The organism is Caulobacter sp. 05T431 (genome assembly GCF_056665975.1).
The window spans coordinates 39,995-65,059 of record NZ_JBFTKU010000028.1 but is presented as its reverse complement, the minus strand read 5'-3'; the positions used below and the strand labels follow the sequence as shown (position 1 = coordinate 65,059).

Annotated in this window: 23 protein-coding genes and 2 pseudogenes; 18 read left to right on the top strand and 7 right to left on the bottom strand. The window is 68.7% G+C overall.

The window, feature by feature from the left end; all coding sequences use genetic code 11:
- The first annotated feature begins 506 nt into the window (after positions 1–506).
- Complete coding sequence (locus AC1U89_RS21920) at positions 507–1,040, top strand: AAA family ATPase (RefSeq protein WP_479901756.1); 534 nt, start codon at positions 507–509, stop codon at positions 1,038–1,040.
- 74 nt (positions 1,041–1,114) lie between these two features.
- On the opposite strand, the gene AC1U89_RS21915 is transcribed toward AC1U89_RS21920, so the two are convergent.
- Positions 1,115–3,331, bottom strand: a complete 2,217-nt coding sequence (locus AC1U89_RS21915) for a S9 family peptidase (protein ID WP_479901755.1) — start codon at positions 3,329–3,331, stop codon at positions 1,115–1,117.
- A 203-nt stretch (positions 3,332–3,534) separates the two neighbouring features.
- On the opposite strand from AC1U89_RS21915, the gene AC1U89_RS21910 reads away from it, so the two are divergent.
- Both AC1U89_RS21910 and AC1U89_RS21905 read left to right on the top strand, forming a co-directional pair.
- Positions 3,535–5,544, top strand: a complete 2,010-nt coding sequence (locus AC1U89_RS21910; protein ID WP_479901754.1) for an SPFH domain-containing protein — start codon at positions 3,535–3,537, stop codon at positions 5,542–5,544.
- 236 nt (positions 5,545–5,780) lie between these two features.
- A complete protein-coding gene (locus AC1U89_RS21905) occupies positions 5,781–6,116 on the top strand; it encodes a hypothetical protein (protein WP_479901753.1) in 336 nt (111 codons plus the stop codon).
- Between the two features lie 82 nt (positions 6,117–6,198).
- Here AC1U89_RS21905 and lepB read toward each other — a convergent pair whose 3' ends face one another.
- The 3 genes from lepB to AC1U89_RS21890 form a co-directional block, all read right to left on the bottom strand.
- Positions 6,199–6,966 carry a signal peptidase I gene (gene lepB / locus AC1U89_RS21900; RefSeq protein WP_479901752.1) on the bottom strand — a complete coding sequence of 256 codons (768 nt, stop codon included), beginning with the start codon at positions 6,964–6,966 and terminating at the stop codon, positions 6,199–6,201.
- Between the two features lie 134 nt (positions 6,967–7,100).
- Positions 7,101–9,476 carry a TonB-dependent receptor gene (locus AC1U89_RS21895; protein WP_479901751.1) on the bottom strand — a complete coding sequence of 792 codons (2,376 nt, stop codon included), beginning with the start codon at positions 9,474–9,476 and terminating at the stop codon, positions 7,101–7,103.
- Positions 9,477–9,637: 161 nt separating this feature from the next.
- Positions 9,638–10,249 carry a cation efflux transmembrane domain-containing protein gene (locus tag AC1U89_RS21890; RefSeq protein WP_479901750.1) on the bottom strand — a complete coding sequence of 204 codons (612 nt, stop codon included), beginning with the start codon at positions 10,247–10,249 and terminating at the stop codon, positions 9,638–9,640.
- 153 nt (positions 10,250–10,402) lie between these two features.
- Here AC1U89_RS21890 and ettA point away from each other — a divergent pair, with 153 nt between their 5' ends.
- Genes ettA through AC1U89_RS21875 form a run of 3 tightly spaced genes read left to right on the top strand, consistent with a single transcriptional unit; the run spans position 10,403 to position 12,645 of the window.
- Complete coding sequence (gene ettA / locus AC1U89_RS21885; protein WP_479901749.1) at positions 10,403–12,070, top strand: energy-dependent translational throttle protein EttA; 1,668 nt, start codon at positions 10,403–10,405, stop codon at positions 12,068–12,070.
- 15 nt (positions 12,071–12,085) lie between these two features.
- Positions 12,086–12,316, top strand: coding sequence for a DUF433 domain-containing protein (locus AC1U89_RS21880; RefSeq protein ID WP_479901748.1), 231 nt, complete (start codon positions 12,086–12,088; stop codon positions 12,314–12,316).
- Complete coding sequence (locus AC1U89_RS21875; RefSeq protein WP_479901747.1) at positions 12,313–12,645, top strand: DUF5615 family PIN-like protein; 333 nt, start codon at positions 12,313–12,315, stop codon at positions 12,643–12,645. Before AC1U89_RS21880 ends, AC1U89_RS21875 begins: the two co-directional genes overlap by 4 nt.
- A 67-nt stretch (positions 12,646–12,712) precedes the next feature.
- On the opposite strand, the gene AC1U89_RS21870 is transcribed toward AC1U89_RS21875, so the two are convergent.
- Positions 12,713–13,123 (bottom strand): hypothetical protein, encoded by a 411-nt coding sequence (locus AC1U89_RS21870; RefSeq protein WP_479901746.1) that lies wholly within the window; start codon positions 13,121–13,123, stop codon positions 12,713–12,715.
- Between the two features lie 151 nt (positions 13,124–13,274).
- Here AC1U89_RS21870 and AC1U89_RS21865 point away from each other — a divergent pair, with 151 nt between their 5' ends.
- The 3 genes from AC1U89_RS21865 (at position 13,275) to AC1U89_RS21855 (ending at position 15,606) form a co-directional block, all read left to right on the top strand.
- Positions 13,275–13,826, top strand: a complete 552-nt coding sequence (locus tag AC1U89_RS21865) for a type 1 glutamine amidotransferase domain-containing protein (RefSeq protein WP_479901745.1) — start codon at positions 13,275–13,277, stop codon at positions 13,824–13,826.
- A gap of 154 nt (positions 13,827–13,980) precedes the next feature.
- Positions 13,981–14,940: a 2-hydroxyacid dehydrogenase gene (locus tag AC1U89_RS21860; protein WP_479901744.1), complete on the top strand. Its 960-nt coding sequence runs from the start codon at positions 13,981–13,983 to the stop codon at positions 14,938–14,940.
- Between the two features lie 6 nt (positions 14,941–14,946).
- Positions 14,947–15,606 carry a hypothetical protein gene (locus AC1U89_RS21855; RefSeq protein ID WP_479901743.1) on the top strand — a complete coding sequence of 220 codons (660 nt, stop codon included), beginning with the start codon at positions 14,947–14,949 and terminating at the stop codon, positions 15,604–15,606.
- Here AC1U89_RS21855 and AC1U89_RS21850 read toward each other — a convergent pair.
- A pseudogene (locus AC1U89_RS21850) lies at positions 15,603–15,809 on the bottom strand (carboxymuconolactone decarboxylase family protein); the annotation flags it as partial. The gene AC1U89_RS21855 and the pseudogene AC1U89_RS21850 overlap by 4 nt on opposite strands.
- Positions 15,810–16,145, bottom strand: a pseudogene (locus AC1U89_RS21845) (carboxymuconolactone decarboxylase family protein); the annotation flags it as partial. It abuts the pseudogene before it with no gap.
- A 31-nt stretch (positions 16,146–16,176) separates the two neighbouring features.
- Between AC1U89_RS21845 and AC1U89_RS21840 the strand changes: the two are divergent.
- The 9 genes from AC1U89_RS21840 (at position 16,177) to metH (ending at position 25,060) form a co-directional block, all read left to right on the top strand.
- Entirely contained in the window at positions 16,177–16,542 is a 366-nt protein-coding gene (locus AC1U89_RS21840; protein WP_479901742.1) for a winged helix-turn-helix transcriptional regulator, read from the top strand.
- 2 nt (positions 16,543–16,544) lie between these two features.
- Entirely contained in the window at positions 16,545–16,919 is a 375-nt protein-coding gene (locus AC1U89_RS21835; RefSeq protein WP_479901741.1) for a VOC family protein, read from the top strand.
- A 97-nt stretch (positions 16,920–17,016) separates the two neighbouring features.
- A complete protein-coding gene (locus AC1U89_RS21830; RefSeq protein ID WP_479901740.1) occupies positions 17,017–17,994 on the top strand; it encodes an ArsR/SmtB family transcription factor in 978 nt (325 codons plus the stop codon).
- Positions 17,991–18,938, top strand: coding sequence for a methylenetetrahydrofolate reductase [NAD(P)H] (gene metF, locus AC1U89_RS21825; protein WP_479901739.1), 948 nt, complete (start codon positions 17,991–17,993; stop codon positions 18,936–18,938). Before AC1U89_RS21830 ends, metF begins: the two co-directional genes overlap by 4 nt.
- Positions 18,935–19,810: a CAU/MBL1b family subclass B3 metallo-beta-lactamase gene (gene blaCAU / locus AC1U89_RS21820; protein ID WP_479901738.1), complete on the top strand. Its 876-nt coding sequence runs from the start codon at positions 18,935–18,937 to the stop codon at positions 19,808–19,810. The genes metF and blaCAU overlap by 4 nt, the downstream gene beginning before the upstream one ends.
- A 95-nt stretch (positions 19,811–19,905) precedes the next feature.
- On the top strand, positions 19,906–20,982 hold the full coding sequence (locus AC1U89_RS21815) for a homocysteine S-methyltransferase family protein (protein WP_479901737.1): 1,077 nt from the start codon (positions 19,906–19,908) through the stop codon (positions 20,980–20,982).
- Between the two features lie 3 nt (positions 20,983–20,985).
- On the top strand, positions 20,986–21,996 hold the full coding sequence (locus AC1U89_RS21810) for a D-alanine--D-alanine ligase family protein (RefSeq protein ID WP_479901736.1): 1,011 nt from the start codon (positions 20,986–20,988) through the stop codon (positions 21,994–21,996).
- The gene (locus AC1U89_RS21805) at positions 21,993–22,394 is read left to right on the top strand and encodes a DUF4259 domain-containing protein (RefSeq protein WP_479901735.1); all 402 of its coding nucleotides are present in this window, start codon (positions 21,993–21,995) and stop codon (positions 22,392–22,394) included. The genes AC1U89_RS21810 and AC1U89_RS21805 overlap by 4 nt, the downstream gene beginning before the upstream one ends.
- Positions 22,391–25,060 (top strand): methionine synthase, encoded by a 2,670-nt coding sequence (gene metH, locus AC1U89_RS21800; RefSeq protein ID WP_479901734.1) that lies wholly within the window; start codon positions 22,391–22,393, stop codon positions 25,058–25,060. Before AC1U89_RS21805 ends, metH begins: the two co-directional genes overlap by 4 nt.
- The last annotated feature ends 5 nt before the right edge of the window (positions 25,061–25,065 follow it).

The following is a 25,065-nucleotide window of genomic DNA, read 5'->3' as shown; positions in this document are numbered from 1 at the left end:
TATCTGTGGACCACGCCCGACCGGCACCAGAGACATGAGGTTGTTCCGGCCCCTACCGAACGCGGACCGGATCCGACAGAGCTTCCCGCTCGATCGCCCCCGCCGCCGCATCGGTCGCTGGCCATGCGCCCTTTCCCGCGTCGAGGTGGAGCCATTATGCGGCCGCCGGGAAACCCTGCGGGGAATAAAGATTTAGCGCAGCGATATCAGCGGGTTGGTTCGCGATGAGGCGGGGATACGCACCCCAAACCCCTCTCTCTTTGAGAGAGGGAGGGGCCCGCCGCCGCAGGCGGTGGGAGGGTGAGTGGTTTCACCGTTGGCCGGTAAACCCAGAGCCGTCGAGCTCTTTCGAAGCCATCCGGACTTCCACCATCATCGCGGCCGCGAACTCATGCCGCTCCGCGTCACCGCTCCGTCCTGGAAGACTGTAACCACTCACCCTCCCACCGCTTCGCGGCGGGTCCCTCCGTCTCTCTATGAGAGAGGGGGAATTGAAAGGATCCACCATGAACCGTTTCGTCGTGATCTCCGGCTGTTCCGGCGGCGGCAAGTCGACCTTGCTGGAGGAACTCCGGCGGCGGGGCCATGCCGTCGTCGAGGAGCCCGGGCGGCGGATCGTGGGGGAGGAAATGGCCGGCGACGGGACGGCCTTGCCCTGGGTCGATCCGGCGGCTTTCGCGCGGCGCGCCGTCGCCATGGCGCTGGCGGATCGGGAGGTCGCGGCGGCGGCCGAAGGCTGGGTGTTCTTCGACCGGGGTCTGGTCGATGCGGTGACCGCCCTGGAACATTCGACGGGCGAGCCCGTGGTGGAGCCGCTTGGTCGGGCGCACCGCTATCACCGGCGGGTGCTCCTGGCCCCGCCCTGGCCCGAGATCTACGTCAACGACCCCGGGCGGCCCCACGGGTTCGAGGCGGCGTCGGCGGAGTATGGGCGGTTGCTGGAGGCCTATGGGCGGCTGGACTACGCGGTGACGATCCTGCCGAAGGTCGGCGTCGCGGCGCGGGCTGAGTTCGTGCTGAAGACGCTGGGGGCGGAGTAGGGGACACACACTCACGGCGAGCATTCGACCAGCCTGGCGAACGCCTTGGGGTGAGTGTGTGTCCCCTTCTTCGGCTACTGTCCCTTCAGCTGGCGATCGAAGAACTCCAGGTGCGTCTTCAGCACGTGGAGGCCCTTGGTCTTGCTGCCGGGCGCGCTGTGGCGCTCGCCCGGATAGAGCATCATCTCGAACGGGATGGCCTTGGTCTCCAGCGCCGCGATCAGGCGGGTGCTGTTCTCGAAGATGACGTTGTCGTCGGCCATGCCGTGCAGCAGCAGCAGGCTGCTGGGCTTGAGGTTCTTCAGACGGTTGAGGACGTCGGAATTGGCGTAGCCGTCCTTGTTCTCGTCCGGCTTGCCCATGAACTGCTCGGTATAGTGGGTGTCGTAGAGACCCCATTCCGTGGGCGGCGCGCCGGCGGCGCCGGCCTTGAACGGGGTGTCCGGCGCGGTCATCAGCATCAGGGTCATGAACCCGCCGTACGACCAGCCCATGACGCCCAGCTTGTCGGCGTCGACGTAGGGAAGGCCCGCCAGGAACTTGGCGCCGGCCAGCTGGTCCTCGACCTCGACCGTGCCCATGCGGCGGTCCAGCGCCCGCTTGAACTTGGCCGAGCGGTTGGTGCTGCCGCGGTTGTCCAACTTGAAGATGACGTAGCCGTCTTCCAGGTACGGGCGCTCCGACACCTTCTGCCAGCTGCGGCTGACGGTCTGGGCGTGCGGGCCGCCGTAGACCGAGACGATGGCCGGATACTTCTTGGCCGGGTCGAAGCCGACCGGCTTGAGGATCTCGTAGTGCAGCACCTCGCCGTCCGAGGCCTTCAGCGTGCCGTATTCGGGAACGGGCAGGGTGGCGGCGTAGGGCCAGTAGGGGTGGCTGGCGTCGAGCTTGTTCTCCTCGATCCAGCGCACGCGCTTGCCGGTGTTGTCGTAGAGCGCGGTCTGGGGCGGGGTCTTGGGATCGCTGTAGCCGGCGGTGAAGGCGCCGCCGGTCTCCGCGACCTTTGCGGTCCACCAGCCGCCGGCCGGGGTCAGGGCCTTGGGCTTGCCGGGCTTGGCGTAGCTCACCTCGTAGATGCGGCGCTCCAGCGGCGTGTCGATCGAGGCCGAGAAGATCGCCGTCTTGCGGGCCTCGTCCACGCCTTCCAGGGCGTTCACCGGCCAGTCGCCCCGGGTGATCTGGGCGATGAGCTTGCCGCCGGCGGCGTAGTGGTAGAGGTGCTTGTAGCCCGACTTCTCGGACGACCACAGGAAGCTGCCGTCCTTCAGCGGCTTGAAGTCGTCGCCCAGCTCGATCCAGTGGGCGTCGGTGTCGGTGACGATCGTCTTGCCCTGGCCGGTGGCCGGGTCATAGGCGATCAGCTCGACGGTCTTCTGGTCGCGGGTCTGGCGCTGGACGTAGAGGGTCTTGCCGTCGGCTGACCAGTCGACGCGGGCGACATAGATGTCCTTGTTCGGGCCCAGGTCGATCTGGACCGTCTTGCCGGTGGCCAGGTCCTGGACGAACAGGTCGACCACGGCGTTGGGGCGGCCGGCGCGCGGATAGCGCTGCTCGACCACCGTGGCGCCGCCCGGGCCGATGTCGGCGCGCGGGATGATGTCGACGGTGCTTTCATCGACGCGGGTGTAGGCGATGCTGGTCTCGCCGGGGTTCCACCAGTAGCCGGTGAAGCGGTCCATCTCCTCCTGGGCGACGAACTCGGACGTGCCGAACGACAGGGCGTCCTTGCCCTCGGTGGTCAGGGCCTTCTCGGCCCCGCCGGCCACCGGCTTGATGTAGAGGTTCTGGTCGCGGACGTAGGAGACGAAGCCGCCCTTGGGCGAGACCTTGGCGTCGACCTCGTCGCCCGGGGTCTGGGTCAGGCGGGTGACCTTGCCGTCGGCGACGCTGTCCAGATAGAGGTCGCCGTCCAGCGGCACCAGGATGAAGCGGCCTTCCTCGTCCCAGCTGTACTCGACGATGCCGCGGGCCGAGACGCGGGCCCGTTCGCGGCGGGCCTTCTCGGCCTCCGACAGCTCCTTGCCGCCCGACGACAGGGCCGCCGAGTCGATCAGCCGGTAGGGCTCGCCGCCCTTGACGTCGGCCGCCCACAGGTCCTGGACGTTGGCCGCCTCGGCCTTGCCCTTCAGATAGGTGACGCGCTTGCCGTCCGGCGACAGGGCCACGCCCTTGGCCGTGGGACCGTTCAGGGCCGGGTCGGCGAAGATCCGCTCCGGGGTCAGTTTTTCCGCCAGGACCGGCGACGACAGGGCGAGGCAGGCCGCGATGGCCAGGAGCGAGGGTCTGATCATGGCGCGGGACGCTATGCAGAAGCGCGGCCGTTGTCAGCAGGAAATCGGAAGGGCCACATGAACGCMCTGTAACCCTTATCCCGCGTCCGTGATCCGATGTGATCGCCTCATGATTGCGCTGCGCCGCAGCATGCATACCTGAAGCATGGCCGCTGTTTCATGGAGCGATGATCGCTTCCCAGGCGGCCAATGGGGCTACCTAAATGTCTAACGTCTTGGCGTTGGGACCGCTGGTCGGTTCGGCGCTTTTCGTCGTGCTCGTCGCGGCGGTGTTCGTCGCGGTGTCGGGCATGGTCCGCTATATCGGCAACAACCGCGTGGCGGTGGTGGAGAAGCTGTGGAGCCGGCGCGGTTCGATCGCCGGCGGCCTGATCGCGCTGAAGGAGGAGGCGGGTTTCCAGCCCGACGTCCTGCGCGGCGGCCTGCACTTCTTCTTCCCGTTCCAGTACCGGCTGCACGTCCAGACCCTGGTGACCATCCCGCAGGGACGGATCGGCTATGTCTTCGCGCGTGACGGCGCGCCGCTGCAGGCCGACCAGGCCCTGGCGACGCACCCCGAGGGCGTCGACTTCCAGAACGCCCGCGCCTTCCTCGAGGCCGGCGGCCAGAAGGGCCCGCAGCGCAAGATCCTGCGCGAGGGCGCCTATGCGATAAACCTGGCCCAGTTCGTGGTGGTGACCAAGGACCGCACCTTCGCCCTCAGCCTGGACCGCGACGAGGCGGCCCTGCTGGCCCAGATGTCGGAGATCATCGAGGAACGCGGCGGGTTCGAGCCGGTCGTGATCAAGGACGCCGACGACCAGATCGGGGTGATCACCGTGCATGACGGCCCTGGGCTGCCGTCGGGCGAGCTGATCGCGCCGCTGGTGGGCGGCGACCCGGACGATCCGACGACCTTCCACAACAGCTTCCAGGAGGCCGGCAAGTTCCTGGCCGCCGGCGGCCGCAAGGGTCGCCAGCTGCAGGTGCTGGTCGAGGGCACCTATTACATCAACCGGTTGTTCGCGACCGTCGAGCGGATCAACAAGACCGTGGTCGAGGTCGGCCAGGTGGGCGTGGTGGTGTCCTATACGGGCGCCCTGGGCGCCGACACGTCGGGCGAGGGCTATCGCCACGGCGAGCTGGTGGCCAACGGCGAGCGCGGCGTGTGGCGCGATCCGCTGCTGCCGGGCAAGTACGCCTTCAACACCTATGCCGGCCGCGTGACCATGGTGCCGACCACCAACTTCATCCTGAAGTGGGAGACGATGGCCGTGGGCTCGCACAAGTTCGACGAGAACCTGGCCGAGGTGTCGCTGATCACCCGCGACGCGTTCGAACCGACCCTGCCGGTCTCGGTCGTGGTGCACATCGACTACCGCAAGGCGCCGCTGGTCATCCAACGGTTCGGCGACATCAAGAAGCTGGTCGARCAGACCCTGGATCCGATGGTCAGCGCCTACTTCAAGAACATCGGCCAGACCCGCACCCTGATCGAGCTCCTGCAGGACCGCAGCGCGATCCAGGGCCAGTCGAGCGAGGAGATGAAGGCCAAGTTCGGCCTCTATAACCTGGAGCTTCAGGAGGTGCTGATCGGCACGCCGCGTCCTTCGGCCAGCGGCGACGACCAGATCGAGAAGATCCTGACCCAGCTGCGCCAGCGGCAGATCGCCGACGAGCAGGTCGGCACATACGAGCGGCAGAAGTTCGCCGCCCAGAAGGAGCGCGAGCTGCGCGAGGCCGAGGCCTTGGCCAAGCAGCAGACGGCGATCACCGAGAGCCAGCTGTCGATCCAGGTGCAGCAGAACGCCGGTAAGGCCAACCTGGCCCGCTCGGAGCAGGAGGCCCAGCAGCGCCGGACCCTGGCCAAGGCCGAGGCCGACGCCACCCGCCTGCTCGGCGAAGGCGAGGCCGGCAAGGTCGTGGCCCTGGCCCGCGCCGAGGCCGAGAAGGTGACCAAGGTGGGTCTCGCCACCGCCGAGGCCATCGCCAGCCAGGTCGAGGCCTCGGGCGGCGCCCGCTATCAGCTGGCCCGCCAGGTGGCCGAGCGCTTCGCCGAGGCCTTGGAGACCAGCGGCGTCGACGTGGTGCCCAAGGTCCAGATCACCGGCGCGGGCGGCGAGGGCGCTTCGGGCGGCGTGATGCAGGCCCTGCTGACCCTGCTGATGTCCGAGAAGCTGGGCCTGGCGGTCGAGGCCGCCCCGGTCCAGTACGAGGAGGAGGCGGCCGAGTAGGGCGGGGCGGGCGGCGAGCGACGGGTGCGTCAGCTCGCCGCGCCTTTCGTGTTGGGAATCGCTTGCAATCGCACGCTGTTAGCGGTACCAGCAGCCCCGTGAGGCGCCGAGCGCCTCTGCCCTTCCTGGGCGTTTCCTCCCTAACGACTTCAAAAGCCCGGTCCGTTTGGTCCGGGCTTTCTTTTTGGCCGCTGGGAAAGATGCTAGCTCTTGGACCGAGCCGAGAGGATGTTCCCATGAGTGCTGGCAAGCCGCCCAAGAAGAGCGAGATGCTCGAGGTCCGTCTGCCGTACGAGACCAAGGTCGCCTTCATGGCGCGCTGCCGCGAGACGCGGCGCACGGCCAGCGAGGCGGTCCGCGTCTTCATCGACCAGGAACTGCAGGGACGACCGGCCAGGCCCGGCCGGTCAAACCTGGTGTGGCGGGTCGCGGCCGCCGCCGTGGCCGGCCTGGCCGTCGGCGCGGTCGCCGCCCCCTCCTTGGCCCGTCCGCTCGCCGCCCACGCGGCCTTCGAGCGCCTGGACGCCAACCACGATGGCGTGCTGAGCCGCGAGGAGTTCAACGGCCGCTGAGCGGGGACATGCCCTTGGGCGTGTCCCCATCAGCATCCACCGCGCCAAGTCTTGGGGACACGCCGCGAGGGCATGTCCCCGCTCAGCGGATCGGTTTCAGGAACCGGTCCCACTGCAGGTCCAGCCACGTCCAGGGCCTGAGGATCGACGCGCCCGATCGCCAGGACAACAGCACGAACTTCGCCCGGCCCACCAGGTTCTCGGCCGGCAGCAGGCCCACGCCCACTTCGCGGGGAAAGCGGCTGTCCAGCGAGTTGTCGCGGTTGTCGCCCATCACGAAGTACTGGCCCGGCGGCACGACGTAGGCGTCGGTGTCGTCGCCCGGCTGGCCCGGGCCGCCGTCGTAGGTGACGTACGAGCGGCCGTCTGGCGCGCGTTCCTTGACGGTCAGCACCGGCCGGTCCGGCGCGTCGTGGTCCTGGGTGACGCCAAGGGGCGTTCGCGGCAAGGCCCGGCCGTTGACGAAGACCCGGCCGTCGCGGACCTGGACCCGGTCGCCGGGCAGGCCGATCACGCGCTTGATCCAGGTCTGGCTGGGATCGCGCGGCAGCCGGAACACCACCACGTCGCCGCGCTTGGCCGCGCGCTCCAGCAGGCGGCCCCGGAAAAGCGGCGGGTTCAGGGGGAGCGACGCCCGGCTCCAGCCGTAGGCCAGCTTGGAGACCACGATGTAGTCGCCGGTGACGAGGCCCGGCTCCATCGAGGACGAGGGGATGGTGAAGGGCTGGAAGAGCACGATCCGCAAGGCCAGGGCGATGGCGAGGGCGACGCCGACCGTGCGGACGATGTCGACGATCTCGCGGCGAAGGCCGGCGGCGGAAGGGACGGGGGAGGGATGTGTGTCGGTCATGTCCGCAACACGCCCCGCCTCGCCGCGAAGGGCCAGCAAAGCCCTGTCGGGACAGCCCCGAAATCCTGTCCGGACACGAAAAAGGGGCCGGAAGACGTGCTTCCGGCCCCCTCCCGATGCTTTGACGCCGAAGCCTAGAACTGCTTGCGGATCGTCACGTAGTACTGGCGCGGGGCGCCCGGCAGCAGGGTCATCGCCGTGCCGGCCGGGTCGGCCTTGGCCGCGCCGCCCGAACCCACCGTCGAGATGTAGTCCTCGTCGGTCAGGTTGGTGACGTTGGCCTGGATGTCCAGGCCGCGCAGCCAGGCCTGCTCGGCGCCGTCGAAGCGGTAGCCCACCGTCAGGTCGGCCACGGTGAAGCCGTCGACCTTCCCGCCGTTGTTCTCGAACGTGTACCAGCGCGAGCTGGTGTAGCTGACGCCGAGGTTGGCGAAGAGGCCCGTGCCGTGGTCGTAGCCCAGCACGGCCTTGAACAGGTGCTTGGGCGTGAAGACCACGTCCTTGCCCTTGGTGTGCATGGCCACCGCGCCGCCGGCGCCCGGGACGTCGTCCTGGTAGGTGGAGTCGTTATAGGCGTAGGAGCCGTACAGCGACCAGGCGTCGGCGATCTCGTATTGGCCGGCCAGCTCGACGCCCTTGGTCTCGACCGAGCCGACGTTCGACAGCACCGCGGGCAGGCCCAGGATCGGCGGGGCCGTGCTGGCGCTGTCCAGGCGGTTCTCGAAGTCGACGTGGTAGAGCGCGGCCACGCCCTGGAAGCGGTCGTTGTGGTATCGGACGCCGCCCTCGAAGGTCTTGGAGGTCTCGGGCTGGAGGTTGTCGCGGATGTAGTCGACCACGGCCTGGTTCTGCGAGGCGAACGGACCCGAGGTGGCGGCCGAGACGAAGGCGGCCATGTTCTCGGTGTAGCCGCCGAACAGCTCCACGCCGTTGTTCAGGTCATAGACGACGCCGACCTGGGGCAGGAAGCTGTCCTTGGACTCGATCTTGCCGTTCAGGTTGCCGACGATCGACTTGACCTCGTTCTCGACCTTCAGGGCCTTGAAGCCGAAATTGACCTTCAGGGCGTCGGTCACGGTCCAGACATCCTGGATGTAGCCGGTCGTGGTCTTGGTGTTGAACTTGTATTCCCACTGCGTGAAGAACGGGTTGGACTGGAAGTCCAGCGGGTCGCGCGACGGGCGGTTCAGGGTCTCGGCGTAGAACCGGCGGGCCTGGTGGAAGTCGTTGTCCTCGGTCCAGAAGCCGGCGCTGATCGCGTGGCCGCCCAGGTCGACATAGATGTTGCCGATCAGGCCCTTGCGGTCGATGTCGTACTCGGTGGTGCGGATCGACAGCGGGGCGGCGTTGGAGCCCACCGTGCCGTAGCCGGGGCTGACGGTGTAGGGCGTGTACCACAGGCCCTGGCCCTGGTTCTTGTGGCCGTAGCCGGTCAGGTCGAAGCGGGCCATCTCGCCCAGGTCGTGCTTGAGGGTGACGGCGTAGATGTCGTCGTCACGGATGCCGGCGCCGGCGTAGTAGGCGTCGTCCGGGGTGGCCACGCCGTACTGGGCGTAGGGGTTCGTGCCCACGCCGGTCCAGTAGCCGCCGTTCAGGATCGGGGTCGGGCCGGCGTAGTAGGCCGGGTTGTTCAGCACGGCGCCGACGCCGACGGCCTTGTTCCAGTCGGGCTGGAAGTTGTCCCAGTCGCGGCCCAGGCGCTTGATCATGTCGAACGACATGTCCTGGTAGTCCTGCTCGCGGCGCTCGGAGTGGTTATAGAACGCGGTCAGCGAGCCGGTCTCGCCCAGGGGCAGCACGACCTTGGCGTCGTACTGGCGCTGCTTCTGCTCGCTGCCGCCCTTCCACTTGTCGGCCTTCTGGTCGACGGCCGAGACGTAGGCGCGCAGGCCGCCCAGGCCTTCGATGGCGCCGGTGTCGACGCGGCCGAACACCCGGTACATCGAGTCCGAGCCCAGGGTGGCGTTGGTCTGGACGTGGAAGTCCTGCGACGGGTCGCGGGTGAAGAACTGCAGCGTGCCGCCCAGGTTCGAGGTCGAGGCGGTCGACAGCGAGCCGGCGCCCTGGGCCAGCTCGACCTTGCCCAGGTCCTCGCTGGTGACGGCGCGGCTGATGTGCAGGCCGTTGTAGTTGCCGTAGCTCATGTCGCCCAGCGGCACGCCGTCCAGGGTGAAGCCCAGGCGGCTCTGGTCGAAACCGCGGATGGCGACGCGGGTCGACCACTCGTAGGCGCCGAAGGCGTCGGCCGACTGGAAGCTGACGCCCGGCAGCTTCTCGATGGCGCGCAGCGGGCTGGAGCCGGCGGCCAGGACTTCGATCTGGGTGGTGTTGATGGTCTGGACCTGGCGGCTCTGGCCTTGGCCCAGCACGATCACGGCGTCGACTTCGTTGGCGTCGGCGGCCGGAGCGGCGTCGGCGGGGGCCGCGGCGGGTTCGGCGGCCAGGGCCAGGAGCGGCGTGGCCGACAGCAGGGCGCACAAGGCCCCGCCCAGCATCAGGTGTCGTTTCATCGATTGGATCCCCACGCCGGCGCTCAGGGGAGCGGCGCCGGCTTAGTGATCTGCGGTAACAGTGGTCGGTGACGGCCGGTCGACAGTTTGGTGTCGGGTTGTCGACGGGACGGCGACGGTCGTGTGACGGTCCGCGTCCTTACGGCATAAGGATTCCAGGGCTAGGGGGCGACCCCCGTCGAGGCGTCCCGGTGCTCCTGCCGCGCGGCCCGCCAGACCGCCTTGGCCGCGTCGACGTTCATCGCGGCGATCCCCACGCCAGCCACGATGTCGGGCCAGGGCGACCGCGTGGCCGCCGTGACGGCGCCGGCGACGATGATCGCGAGATTGGCCAGGGCGTCGTTGCGCGCCGACAGGAACGCGGCCTTGGTCAGGCTGCCCGACCGTTCGCGGAACCGCGCCAGCAGGAAGGCGCAGAACAGGTTGACGGCCAGGGCGCCGCCACCGGTCAGGGTCAGCGAGAACGCTTCCGGCGGCGTCGGGTCGGAGACCTTGCGCCACAGGGCCCAGAGGAAGGCGAGGGCGGGGGCCAGAAGGAGGCCGGCCAGGGCCATGCCGACCCGGGCCCGCCGCCGCAGGCTCCAGCCCAGGGCGGCGAAGATCAGGAAGTTGACCGCCGCGTCCTCCAGGAAGTCGACGCTGTCGGCCAGCAGCGACACCGAGCCGATATGCAGGGCGACGGCGAACTCCACGCCGAAATAAGCCAGGTTCAGGGCCGCCACCCACCGCACGGCGCGGCGAAGGTCTTCGTTGCGGGGCGTGGCGTCGGACATGGCGGGATCTCCTCGATCCAGCGCTTAACCTGAACCGGGTTCCCGCGGCCAGTGATCGCGCAACGACGCTCGAAACATTGCGGAATCCCGCCCCGGAGGCTATCTGAGCGCCCGACCCCCGATCCCCGAATACCGAAGAGGCCGACGCCCCCCATGGCTCAGCAATATATTTTCCAGATGCAAGGCCTGACCAAGGCCTATCCCGGCGGCAAGAAGGTCTTCGAGAACATCTGGCTGTCGTTCTATTCCGACGCCAAGATCGGCGTCGTGGGCGTCAACGGCTCGGGTAAGTCGACCCTGCTGAAGGTGATGGCCGGCCTCGACAAGGAATTCTCGGGCGAGGCCAAGGCCGCCGACGGCATCAAGCGCGGCTACCTCCCGCAGGAGCCGGTGCTGGACCCGACCCTGGACGTCTGGGGCAACGTCATCGCCGACTGCGAGGACAAGAAGGTCTTCGACAAATACAACGAGCTGGCGAACAAGCTGGGCGAGGAATACTCCGACGAACTCATGGAGGAGATGACCAAGCTCCAGGAGATCATCGACGCCCGTGACCTGTGGGACATCGACTCCAAGGTCGAGATGGCCATCGACGCGCTGCGCTGCCCGCCCAACGACGCCAACATCGAAAGCCTGTCGGGCGGTGAGAAGCGCCGCATCGCCCTGGCCCGCCTGCTGCTCAGCAAGCCGGACATGCTGCTGCTCGACGAACCGACCAACCACCTGGACGCCGAGTCGGTGGCCTGGCTGCAGCACCACCTGGAAGAGTTCCCGGGCTGCGTGATCCTGGTCACCCACGACCGCTACTTCCTGGATCAGGTCACCAAGTGGACCCTGGAGCTGGATCGCGGCAAGGGCATCCCCTACGAGGGCAACTACTCCGGCTGGCTGGAGCAGAAGCAGAAGCGCGTCGTGCAGGAGCAGTCCGAGTCGGAAGCCCGCCAACGCGCCCTGACCCGCGAACTGGAATGGGTCCGTAGCTCGCCCAAGGCCCGTCAGTCCAAGTCGAAGGCCCGTCTGGCGTCGTACGAGGAAATGGTCGCCGCGCAGGAGAACGCCCGCGCCGCCCAGACCCAGGCCCACATCCAGATCCCGCCCGGCCCGCGCCTGGGCAACGTGGTCCTGGAAGTCTCGGGCCTGGAGAAGGAGTACGGCGACAAGGTCCTGTTCAAGGACCTGACGTTCAAGCTGCCGCCGAACGGCATCGTCGGCGTGATCGGGCCGAACGGCGCCGGCAAGTCGACGCTGTTCAAGCTGATCACCGGCCGCGAGCAGCCCGACCAGGGCACGGTCAAGGTCGGCGAGACGGTGAAGCTGTCCTACGTCGACCAGTCGCGCGACGCGCTGGACCCGAACAAGACCATCTGGGAAGAGATCAGCGGCGGCACCGACGTGATGATCGTCGGCAAGCGCGAGATCAACAGCCGCGCCTATGTGGGCTCGTTCAACTTCAAGGGCGGCGACCAGCAGAAGAAGGTCGGCCTGCTGTCGGGCGGTGAGCGCAACCGCGTCCACCTGGCCAAGACCCTGGCCACCGGCGGCAATCTGCTGCTGCTCGACGAACCGACCAACGACCTGGACATCGAGACCCTGCAGGCCCTCGAAGAGGCGCTGGAAGAGTTCGCCGGCTGCGCCGTGGTCATCAGCCACGATCGCTGGTTCCTGGACCGCCTGGCCACCCACATCCTGGCCTTCGAGGGCGACAGCCACGTCGAATGGTTCGAAGGCAACTTCGAGATGTACGAGGAAGACAAGAAGCGCCGCCTGGGCGCCGACAGCCTGATCCCCAAGCGCATCAAGTTCCAGAAGTTCGCCCGATAGTGTAGTGTGCGGGGCATGAGCGATCTCTTGTCCCGCATCACCATCGAGGACGGCAAGCGCGGCGGGCGTCCATGCATCCGCCACATGCGCATCACCGTTGGCGATGTTCTGGGCTGGCTCGCGGCAGGGATGTCCGAGGCTGAAATCCTGGCTGACTATGACGAGTTGGAGGCGGACGATATCCGCGCCAGTCTCGCGTACGCGGCGCAGGAACTCGACCATGCTTCGGTGACAGCCGCCGCTTGAAGTTCCTGATCGACCAGAACCTACCGATCGGCCTGTTGGACGTCCTGCAGGCGCTTGGACATGAGGCGCTGCACGTCAAGCAACTGGATCTGGCGACCGCGTCGGATCAGCATATCTGGCACGTGGCCAGCGCGCGAGGCGCGACGGTCGTCAGCAAGGATAGCGATTTCGTCAACTTCKCGGTGCGCGGGGCGGCCGAGACGGCGCTCGTCAGGCTGCGGGTCGGGAATTGCACGAACGCCGCGCTGTACGACATCGTTCGTCGCGCCTGGGCCGATGTCGTTGCTCGGCTGGAGGAAGGCGAGGCGGTCGTCGAGGTTCGCGTCTAGCCGCGAGGGTCCAACCGTACGCAAGACGGGGCGGCCTGAAAGAGTCGCCCCGTCTTCGTTCCGGAACCTACTTCGGTTCGGTCGGCGAGCCCGGGGCGGGCGAGCCGGGCAGGTTCGAGCCGGGGGCGGGCGTCGCCGAGTCCGGCATGGTCGGCGGGGTGGACGGCATGCTGGTCGAGGAGTCCGACGGCATGCTGGTCGACGCCGATGGGTTCACCGAGGTGTCGGTGCTGGTCGAGGTCGAGGTCGAGGTCGACGTCGCCGGGGCCGTGGCGGCGGTGTCGGTCGACATGCCGGTCGAGGCCGAGCCGCTCCACCAGTCCTTGCTGGCCCGGACCTTGGGCGAGGCCTTCAGATAGGCGTCCAGCTGGGCGTAGGGGATCGGCTGCGACGGACCGATGGCTTGCGGCGCGGCCACGGCCGCGCCCGAGACGAGCGCGGCCAGCGCGACGCCGGCGGCGAGCGTTCTGATCATCATGGGAGTCTTCTCCAGGCCTGGCGCGCCGAAAGGACGCGTCGGTAGCAAAACCCCTTGGCGCGGCGGCGGTTCACAGCTTGGCCTTTCGCGGGGAACCCATCGCCGCGCGACCGGGTTTCGCTGGCCAGTTCCTCGCCAGCCCGGAGGCCCCATGCCCGATCAGATCCTCGCCGGCCGCAAGGTCGCCATCCTCGCCACCGACGGCTTCGAGCAGTCGGAACTGGAAACGCCCGTCGAGGCCCTGAAGGCCGCCGGCGCCCAGGTCGAGGTGGTCTCGCCCAAGGTCGGCCAGATCAAGGGCTGGAAGAACCATGACTGGGGTTCCGCCGTGCCGGTCGATCGCGAGCTGGCCTTGGCCGACGCGGCCGCCTACGACGCCCTCGTCCTGCCGGGCGGGGTGATGAACCCCGACGCCCTGCGGCTGGAGCCCAAGGCCATCGCCTTCATCCGCCATTTCGTCACCCAGAAGAAGCCGATCGCCGCGATCTGCCATGGCCCCTGGACCCTGATCAACGCGGGCGGGGTTGAGAGCAAGCACATGACCTCGTGGCCGTCGCTGGAGCTGGACCTGCGCAACGCCGGCGCCCACTGGACGGACCGCGAGGTCGTGGTCGACCAGGGGCTGGTCACCTCGCGCAAGCCGGACGACCTGCCGGCCTTCTGCGCCAAGATGATCGAGGAATTCGCCGAGGGGCGTCATTAGGATTGGCGTGATCACATCTCCGGGATCGGGGCGCCGATGGCGTTCGCCGGGAACTGGAGTAGCTTGATCCCGCGAACTGGATTCCGATCTTCAGGTACAGATCGCGAAGGCGTGGGCCGCGTTGGTCCAGCGTCGTTCGGGATGGAGAACAGGCATGCCTCAAACGCCCGCCGAAAAGCCCCACATCGTCCTTTCCCACGAGATGCTGATGCCGCTGCAGCCGCTTCTCGAGGGGGCGTACCAGGTGCACAGGCTGTGGGACTATCCGGATCGGCTGGCGTTCCTGGACGGGCCGGGGCGGCAGGTGCGCGCCATCGTCCACGCCGGCGAGATGGTGCTGGCCAAGGACCTGCTGTCGGAGATGCCTCGCCTGGGCCTGATCGCCTGCGTCAGCGTCGGCTATGACGGCGTCGACGTGCCGTGGTGCAAGCAGCACGGCATCGCCGTCACCCATTCCACCGGCCTGAACGCGGCCGATGTCGCCGACCACGCGGTGGGGCTGGTGCTGGCCGCCTGGCGGGGCATCGTCGAGGGCGACCAGAAGCTGCGCAGCGGCCACTGGACCAGCATGGAGCGGATGAGCCCCCGCCACGGCCTGCGCGGCCGCAAGGCCGGCATCGTCGGCCTGGGCCATATCGGCGAGGCGGTGGCCCAGCGGCTGGAGGCTTTCGAGCTGAAGGTCTCGTGGTGGGCGCCGCGCCCCAAGGAGACCGAGCGTCCGCGCGCCAAGAGCCTGCTGGACCTGGCCCGCGACAGCGACATCCTGGTGGTCTGCGCCCGTCCGGACGCCACCAACCGCCACATGATCAACGAGGCCGTGCTCAACGCCCTGGGGCCGCAGGGCCTGCTGGTCAACGTGGCGCGCGGCTCGCTGGTCGACGAGGACGCCCTGATCGCCGCCCTCAAGGACGGCCGCCTGGGCATGGCGGGGCTGGACGTGTTCGACCACGAGCCGACCCCGGCCTCGCGCTGGGCCGGCGTGCCCCACACCGTGCTGACGCCGCACACGGCCGGCGCGACCCTGGACAGCATCCCGGCCATGGTCGGGCTGACGGTCGAGAACCTGCGGCGGTTCTTCAAGGGCGAGGCCCTGGCCTCGCCGGTGGACGGCTAGGCGCGGATGCGGGCCCTGGGCCTGAGCGGCGCGATCGCCCTGGTGTCGGTCGCCGCCGTGCTGGCGGCCGACGCGACCCACCCGTCGCCGGGCGAGTACCGGATCGACTCCGAGACCACCACCATCTCGCACGCGGGGCCGATGGTCCTGAAATCCGTGCAGCGGGTCGACGGCGCGACGGGGAACGTCACCGTCGAGCAGTCGGCTCCGGACGGGACCACGACGCGGCAGGACTATCCGGGGCAGGGGCCCAACCGCTTCTGCTCGGGATCGGGAGCGCCGCCGCCCGGGGCCGTGGCCTGCGTCAATCGCGCCTACAGCGCCCTGCCGGGCGGCGGCTCGAGCCAGCAGGCGGTCTGCGCCGGCGGCCAGACCCTGTCGTCCAACTGGAAGCGGCTGGCGGACGGGCGCTGGGAGCACACGTTCGAGACCCAGACCGTCGCCGCCCCGGCGGCCGCGATGGACCCGCGCGCGACGGCGGCCATGGCCCCGGTCATCGCCCAGATCGAGGAGACCATCCGCTCGGGTCCGCCGGAGGAGGCCGAGGCCGCCAAGCAGCAGCTGGCGGCCCTGAAGTCCAGCCTGGGCGGCGGGGCGGGCGTCGGCGGCGCGCCGACGGTGTCGGTCCGCGAGACCTGGACCAAGGTCGCCGACCGCTGCGGCTAGGCGGGGAAGGGCGTCGCGAAGGCCTCCGGCTCCAGCCGCAGGCCGTTCGCCAGCAGGCTGACCGTCCGATAGAAGCCCGCCAGCATCATCAGCTCGATCCGGGCGTCTTCCGGGAAGGCTTCGGCCAGGCGCCCCCACAGGGCGTCGTCGATGTCGGCGCGGGCGTGGACCGCGTCGCAGAAGGCGATCAGCAGCGCCTCGCGCGGGGTCCAGCAGGCGGCGACGCCCGGCGCCGCGGTGGCGGCCAGCTGTTCGGTGTCGAGCCCGGCGGCGTCCGCGAAGAGGGCCGCGTGCACGCCCCATTCGTAGCCGCAGCGGTTCAGGGCGCAGGTCCGGTGGATGACGATCTCGCGCTCGCGCAGGGTCAGATGGCCGGGATCGAGCAGGCCGCCGCCGGTGAAGCGGCCGAACAGCCGCTCGTCGCGCGCCAGGGTGCGGAACAGCGACAGCGGTTCGTCGCCCGGCGTCTTCAGTCGGTCGAGCGCCTGGGCGACGTTGGACGGGTAGGGCTGCGTGGCCGGGGCAATCCTGGGCGACATCTGAAATCCTCCGTGCTACAAAATTTGTATCATGGCTGATCGCGATGTCGCTACAAAAAATGAAGCGCCCCCGGAAGCGCCTCTGCCTGGGCGCGCCGTCCGCGGTTCGACGACCGGCAAGCCGATCATGGCGGCGCTGGACCTGCTGGGCCGGCGCGGGGCCCTGCGGATCGTCTGGGAACTGCGCGAGGCGCGGGTCCTGACCTTCCGCGCCCTGCAGGCGGCGGCCGAGCTGCCGCCCGGCACGCTCAACACCCGTCTGGCGGAACTGCGCGCCGCTGATATCGTGTCGGCCGAGGACGGCTATCGCCTCAGCCCGCGCGGGGCGGCGCTGATCGAGGCCCTCTGGCCGCTGTTGGCCTGGTCGCAGGCGTGGGCGGACGAACTGGGAGGATGAGGATGGCGAAGGTCCTGGGACTGGGCGGGGTGTTCTTCAAGGCCGAGGATCCGGCCGCGCTGCGGGGCTGGTACGCCCGCGTGCTGGGYCTGGAGGTGTCGGACTGGGGCGCGATGTTCCACCATCCCAAGGTCGGCGCGGTCACCTGGGCGCCGTTCGACGCCGCGACGCGCTATTTCGAACCGTCCCAGGCGCCGTTCATGATCAACTTCATCGTCGACGACCTGGACGGGGTGCTGGCCCGGGCGGCGACCGAGGGCGTGGAGCCCACGGGGCGGCAGGACGACGAGGGCATGGGGAAGTTCGCCTGGCTGATCGATCCGGCCGGGGTGAAAATCGAGCTCTGGCAGCCGTCAAAGCCCTCCGCCGAGGCATAGTTTGCCGCGCCGGTCCGCTTGAAGCCCACCGCGTCTCGCCGTCGCGGGATCGGATTTAGCTTGCCAAATCGGACATAAAGATATCTTTATATCCCCTATGAAGGTGTCGTCCGAACAGGTCGTGGATCTGCTGCGCGCGGCGGGGGAATCGACCCGCCTGCGCGTGCTGGCCCTGCTCGCGGCCGAGGAGCTGTCGGTGCTGGAGCTGTGCCGCATTCTCGACCAGAGCCAGCCCCGCGTCTCGCGTCACTTGAAGCTGCTGGCCGAGGCCGGGCTGGTCGAGCGGTTCCCCGACGGCGCGTGGGTGTTCTATCGCCTGGCCCTGAAGTCGCCCGGCCGCGCCGTGATCGACCAGGCCCTCGATCTGATCGATCCGCACGACCCCGTCGTCCAGGGCGACGCCGAGCGCTTGGCCCTGGTGCGGGCCGAACGCACGGCTGGCGCCCAGGCCTATTTCGCCCGCAACGCCGCGCGCTGGAACGAGATCCGCTCGCTCTATGTCGACGAGGCCGAAGTCGAGGCCGCCATCCTGCAGGCGGCGGGCGAGGGGCCCTTCGACGAGATGGTCGACCTGGGCGCGGGCGCGGGCCGCATGCTGACCCTGTTCGGCCACCGGGCCGGCATGGCCCTGGGCCTGGACCTGTCGCAGCAGATGCTGAACATCGCGCGCGACGAGGTGGCCAAGGCGGGGCTGGCGCGGTGCGAGCTGCGCCACGGCGACATCTTCGCCACCGGCCTGCCGGGCGGTTGCGCCGACCTGGTGACCGTCCACCAGGTGCTGCACTATCTGGGCGACCCCGCCGCGGCCGTGGCCGAAGCCGCGCGCCTGGTGGCCGACGGCGGCCTGCTGCTGATCGCCGACTTCGCGCCGCACGACCACGAGTCCCTGCGCGAGAGCCATCAGCATCGCCGCCTGGGCTTCGCCGACGCCGAGATCATCCCCTGGATCGAGGCCACCGGCCTGGTCCTGGACGCCAACATCGCCCTGCCGCCGACCTCGGCCGAGGGGCTCACCGTCAAGATTTGGACGGCTCGCCGTCCAGCCATCCGAAACGCCGAAAGAAGCGCCGCATGACGACCGTTCCCGCCCCCCGCCGCGTCATCGGTCCGGTCGCCCGCGCCGGCGAGCGCACAGACCGCCCGCGCGTCTCGTTCGAGTTCTTCCCGCCGAAGACCGAAGCGATGGAAGAGAACCTGTGGGCGGCGATCAAGCGCCTGGCCCCGCTGGACCCGGCCTTCGTCTCGGTGACCTACGGAGCCGGCGGCTCGACGCGTGAGCGCACCCACCGCACCGTCAAGCGCATCCTGGATGAGACCAGCCTGAAGCCCGCCGCGCACCTGACCTGCGTCGGCGCCAGCCGCGACGAGGTCGACGAGGTGATCCGCGAGTACTGGGAGACGGGCGTGCGCCACATCGTGTCGCTGCGCGGCGACCCGCCTCCGGGCGAGGGCGGCATCGGCGGTATCTATGTGCCCCGCGAGGACGGCTACAAGAACGCCACCGAGCTGACCGCCGCGATCAAGGGCATCGCCCCGTTCGACGTGCTGGTCGGGGTCTATCCCGAGAAGCATCCGGAAAGCCCGTCGCTGGATCACGACGTCGAGGTCCTGAAGGCCAAGGTCGACGCCGGGGCCACCCTGGCGATCAGCCAGTTCTTCTTCGACACCGACGCCTTCCTGCGGTTCGTCGACAAGGTCCGCAAGGCCGGGATCACCATCCCGATCGTGCCGGGCATCATGCCGGTGACCAACTTCAAGGGCCTGGTGAAGATGTCGTCCGCCTGCCAGACGGCGGTGCCGGGCTGGCTGGCCAACCTGTTCGACGGCCTGGACGAGGACGCCGACACCCGCCGGCTGATCGCCTGCTCGGTGGCCGCCGAGATGTGCGCCAAGTTGCAGGAGCAGGGCTTCAGCGACTTCCACTTCTACACTCTGAACCGGGCCGACCTGGTCTATGCGATCTGCCGCGTGCTGGGCGTGCGGGAAGCCGCGCCCGCGCCCTCGGAGGCCGCGGCGTGAAACGGGCGGCCTCGATCCTCCTGGCGGCCCTGACCCTGGCGACCACGGTCGCGGGGACGACGGCGCACGCCGACGATCCGGCCAACTGGTCCAAGCCGATCCGGCCCTATCGGGTGGTCGGCAACATCTACTATGTCGGCTCCGAAGGCCTGTCGGCCTGGCTGATCTCGTCGTCGGAGGGCCACGTGCTGCTCGACAGCGGGCCATCGGCCGCCGGGGCCAAGCTGATCGAGGCCAACATCCAGGCCCTGGGCTTCAAGCTCACGGACGTGAAGGTCCTGATCAACACCCACGCCCACTTCGACCACGCCGGCGGCCTGGCCCAGCTGAAGGCCGACACCGGCGCCAAGGTCTGGGCCTCGCGCCCCGACGAGCCGGCGCTCGAGAAGGGGCRGCACTTCGGCGACAACGACAACGGCCTGACGCCGTTCCCGGCCGTGAAGGTCGACAAGGCGTTCGGCGACGGCCAGAAGCTGAAGCTGGGCGAGACCACCCTGATCGCCCACCTGACGCCCGGCCACACGATCGGTTGCACCACCTGGACCACCCAGGTGGTCGACCGCGACCGGCCGCTGAACGTCACCTTCCCGTGCTCGGCCTCGGTGGCGGGCAACATCCTGGTGGGCAACAAGACCTACAAGACCATCGTCGCCGATTACCGCGCGACCTTCGCCATGCTGAAGGCGCTGCCCACCGACGTGATGCTGCCCAGCCACGAGGAGCAGGGGAACCTGCTGGCCAAGCGCAAGAAGATGCTGGGCGGCGACGTCAACGCCTTCGTCGATCCCACCGAACTGGCCCGCTACGCCGCCACCTCGGAAGCGGCCTTCGACAAGGCGCTGGCCGAGCAGCAGGCCGCCCGCAAACCGTGACGCCGGCCCCGCGCCGGCAGATTTGAGTTCCGCTTCCCCGCGAAGCGCTAGAAAGACCCCCGAACGCCGGACGCCCCCTCCGGCAGGAGCCGACCATGACTGATCTCACCACCCGAGCTGGACGCATCGCCGCGCTGAAGGCCGCCGCCAAGGACCGTATCCTGATCCTCGACGGCTCGTGGGGCGTGATGTTCCAGAAGAAGAAGCTGTCCGAGGCCGACTACCGCGCCGAACGCTTCGCCGACTACGACGGCCAGATGAAGGGCAACAACGACATCCTGTGCCTGACCCGGCCCGACCTGGTGGCCGAACTGCACGACGCCTATTTCGCGGCCGGCGCCGACATCTCCGAGACCAACACCTTCTCGGGCACCACCATCGCCCAGGCCGACTACGGCCTGGACGCCGCCACCGTGCGCGACATCAACTTCGAGGGCGCGCGCATCGGCCGCTCGGTGGCCGACCGCTGGAATAGCGAGAACCCGGCAACGCCGAAGTTCATCGCCGGCTCGATCGGTCCGCTGAACGTGATGCTGTCGATGTCGTCGGACGTGAACGACCCCGGCGCGCGCAAGGTCAACTTCGACCAGGTCTACCAGGCCTATCGCGAGCAGGTGGCGGCCCTGTACGAGGGCGGGGTCGACCTGTTCCTGATCGAGACCATCACCGACACCCTGAACTGCAAGGCCGCGATCAAGGCGATCCTGGACCTGCGCGACGAGGGCCACGAGGAGTTGCCGATCTGGATCAGCGGCACCATCACCGACCGCTCGGGCCGCACCCTGTCTGGCCAGACGGCGGAAGCCTTCTGGAACTCGATCAAGCACTGCAAGCCGTTCGCCGTGGGCTTCAATTGCGCCCTGGGCGCTGACCTGATGCGTCCGCACATCGCCGAGATGGCCCGCATCGCCGACACCCTGGTCGCGGCCTATCCCAACGCCGGCCTGCCCAACGCCATGGGCGAGTACGACGAGGAGCCGCACCAGACCGGCCACCAGCTGCACGAGTGGGCCAAGGACGGCATCGTCAACATCCTGGGCGGCTGCTGCGGCACCACCCCCGACCACATCCGCCACGTGGCCGATGAAGTGCGCGGCGTGAAGCCTCGCGCCATCCCCGAGCGCCCCAAGGCCATGCGCCTGGCGGGCCTGGAACCGTTCGAGCTGGCTTAAGAGATGCGCACCACTCTTCTCTTCGGCGGCATGAGCCGCGAGCGCCTGGTCTCGGTGGCCAGCGCCAAGGCTCTGGCCAAGGCGCTGCCCGAGGCCGACCTGTGGTTCTGGGCGCCCGACGACCTGGTTTACGTGGCCAGCGACGCGGTGCTGCAGGGCCATGAGCGGCCGTTCGAGATCGACCTGCCCACGGAAGGCGCGCCGATCGGCGGCATCGAGGCCGCGCTCGACAAGGCCAAGGCCGAGGACCGCGTGCTGTTCCTGGGCATGCACGGCGGGGCGGCCGAGAACGGCGACCTGGCGGCCCTGTGCGAGGCGCGCGGCGTGGCCTTCACCGGCTCGGACAGCCAGTCCAGCCGCCTGGCCTTCGACAAGATCGCCACCAAGGCCGCCGTGGCCAAGGCCGGCGTCGTCGCGCCCTCGACCGTTGAACTGGCGGATGCGGAAGCCGCCCTAGCCAAGTACGGCAAGCTGGTCGCCAAGCCGGTGGCCGACGGCTCCAGCTACGGCCTGATCTTCGTCAACGCGGCCGCCGACCTGGAAGCCCTGAAGGCCGCCGCGGCGCGCGAGGCCTATGTGATCGAGCCCTTCGTGACCGGCTTCGAGGCCACTTGCGGGGTGCTGGAGCAGGACGGCAAGGTCTTCGCCCTGCCGCCGGTCGAGATCCGCCCGGCCGACGGCGCCTTCGACTATGTCGGCAAGTACCTGGCCAAGACCACGGAGGAGATCTGCCCGGCGACCTTCGCGCCCGAGATCAACGCCGCCATGCAGGAAGCGGCCCTGAAGGCCCACAAGACCGTGGGCGCCGGCGGCTATTCGCGCAGCGACTTCATCGTCAGTCCGAACGGCCCGATCTTCCTGGAGATCAACACCCTGCCGGGCATGACCGCCGCCTCGCTGTATCCCAAGTCGCTGAAGGCCCAGGGGATCGCGTTCCGCGACTTCCTGGACGGCCAGATCGCCCTGGCGGTCACCCGCGCCAAACGCGTCAGCGAAGGGGCCGTGGGATCATGAGCGCCTGGGCCAGCGGACTGTTCGACAACGACGACGCCTTGGACTTCATCGACGACCTGGCCGAGGCGCCCGACTGGCGCACGGTGGTGCAGGCCCTCGACTATGTCACCAAACAGGCCGGTTACCTGGAGGCGCCGGAGGGCTCGATCGCCGTGGCCGGCGCCGCTATCGTCGCGGCCGCGGTCGGAGACGAGACCATCCTTCCCGACAATCATCGCGAGTTGAAGGCCGCCCTGGGCGCGCCGCCGGAAGGGGCCGTCGCCCTGGCCCGTTCGGCCCTGGCCCGCGTGGTGGCCCCGGCCTCCGAACTCGACGAACTCTGGCAGGAGGGTGACGACCACGACGCGTGGCTCACCCAGATCGCCGCCCTGCAATCGACCTTGAGCAAAGCCCAATGAGACCTGTCTTCGTCAATATCGGTGAGCGCACCAACGTCACCGGCTCGGCCAAGTTCAAGAAGCTGGTCGTCGAGGGCGACTACGCCGCCGCCCTGTCGGTGGCCCGCCAGCAGGTGGAAGCCGGCGCCCAGGTCATCGACGTGAACATGGACGAGGGCCTGCTGGACTCCAAGCAGGCCATGATCACCTTCCTGAACCTGATGGCGGCCGAGCCCGACATCGCGCGGGTGCCGGTGATGATCGACAGCTCCAAGTGGGAGGTGATCGAGGCCGGCCTGAAGTGCGTCCAGGGCAAGGCCATCGTCAACTCGATCTCCATGAAGGAAGGCGAGGCCAAGTTCATCGAGCAGGCCAAGCTGTGCCTGCGCTACGGCGCGGCCGTGGTGGTCATGGCCTTCGACGAGGTCGGCCAGGCCGACACCGCCGCCCGCAAGATCGAGATCTGCGAGAAGGCCTACAACATCCTGGTCGACAAGGTGGGTTTCCCGCCGGAAGACATCATCTTCGACCCCAACATCTTCGCCGTGGCGACGGGGATCGAGGAGCACGACAACTACGCCGTCGACTTCATCGAGGGCACGCGCGAGATCAAGAAGCGCTGCCCCCACGCCCGCATCTCGGGCGGGGTGTCGAACGTGTCGTTCAGCTTCCGCGGCAACGAGCCGGTGCGCCGGGCGATCCACTCGGTGTTCCTGTACCACGCCATCGAGGCGGGCATGGACATGGGCATCGTCAACGCCGGCGACCTGCCGGTCTACGACACCCTGGACCCCGAGCTGCGCGAGGCCGTCGAGGACGTGATCCTCAATCGCCCGCAGCGCACCAACGTCTCCAACACCGAGCGCCTGGTCGACATGGCCCCGCGCTACAAGGGCGACAAGAGCCAGGTCCAGACCGCCAACCTGGAATGGCGCAACGGCACCGTGAACGAGCGCATCACCCACGCTCTGGTCAACGGCATCACCGAGTTCATCGATCAGGACACGGAGGAAGCCCGCCTGTCGGTCGAGCGTCCGCTGCACGTGATCGAAGGCCACCTGATGGACGGCATGAACGTGGTCGGCGACCTGTTCGGCTCGGGCAAGATGTTCCTGCCGCAGGTGGTCAAGTCGGCCCGCGTGATGAAGCAGGCCGTGGCCTGGCTGGAACCGTTCATGGAGGCTGAGAAGGCCGGCAAGCCGCGCGAGCAGGCCGGCAAGGTGCTGATGGCCACCGTCAAGGGCGACGTCCACGACATCGGCAAGAACATCGTCGGCGTCGTGCTGCAATGTAACAACTACGAGGTCATCGACCTGGGCGTGATGGTCCCGGCCGACCGCATCCTGGACGAGGCGCGCAAGCACAAGGTCGACATGATCGGCCTGTCGGGCCTGATCACGCCGTCGCTGGACGAGATGGTGTTCGTGGCCGCCGAGATGGAGCGCCAGGGCTTCACCATGCCGCTGCTGATCGGCGGCGCCACCACCAGCCGCACCCACACGGCGGTCAAGATCGAGCCGGCCTATCGCGCCGGTCCGACCACCTATGTGCTGGACGCCAGCCGGGCGGTGGGCGTGGTCTCCAACCTGCTGTCGGCGAACGAGCGCGACCGGGTGATCGCCGAGACCCGGGCCGAATACGTCAAGGTGCGCGAGCAGTACGCCCGCGGCCAGACGGTCAAGGCCCGCACCGCCATCGCCGAGGCCCGCAAGCGCAAGTACGCCATCGACTGGGCCGGCTACGCGCCGCCCAAGCCGACCTTCATCGGCGCGCGGACCTTCGAGCCGTCGCTGGCCGAGCTGGTCCCGTTCATCGACTGGTCGCCGTTCTTCGCCAGCTGGGAGCTGATCGGCCGCTTCCCGCAGATCCTGGAAGACGATGTTGTGGGAGCGGCCGCTGCCGACCTCTATCGCGACGCCCGCGCCATGCTCGACAAGGTGGTGGCCGAAAAGTGGTTCGGGGCCAAGGGCGTGGTCGGCTTCTGGCCGGCCCAGGCCGACGGCGACGACATCGTTCTCTATACGGACGAAACCCGCTCGACCGAGCTGACCCGCCTGTTCACCCTGCGCCAGCAGATGGACAAGTCCGAGGGCAAGGCGAACCTGGCCCTGGCCGACTTCGTCGCGCCGGTGGGGCAGGGCGCCGACTACATGGGCGGTTTCGCCGTCACCGCCGGTCATGGCGAGGACGAGATCGTCAAGAAATTCAAGGACGCCGGCGACGACTACAGCGCCATCATGGCCTCGGCCCTGGCCGACCGCCTGGCCGAAGCCTTCGCCGAGTGGCTGCACTACAAGGCCCGCGTCGAGCTGTGGGGCTACGCCGCCGACGAGCGCGAGGACGTCGACGTGATGATCGCCGAGAAGTACCAGGGCATCCGTCCGGCCCCCGGCTATCCGGCCCAGCCCGACCACACCGAGAAGGGCACGCTGTTCAAGCTGCTGGACGCCGAGGCGGCCACCGGCATGATCCTGACCGAGAGCTACGCCATGAGCCCCGGCGCGGCGGTGTCGGGCTTCTATTTCAGCCATCCGCAGTCGCACTATTTCGGCGTCGGCAAGGTCGATCTCGACCAGGTCGAGGACTATGCCCGCCGCAAGGGCTGGGACCTGGCCATGGCCGAGAAGTGGCTGTCGCCGATCCTCAACTACGACCCGGCCGCGCGGGCGCGGGGCGAGGCGGCGTAGGGCGC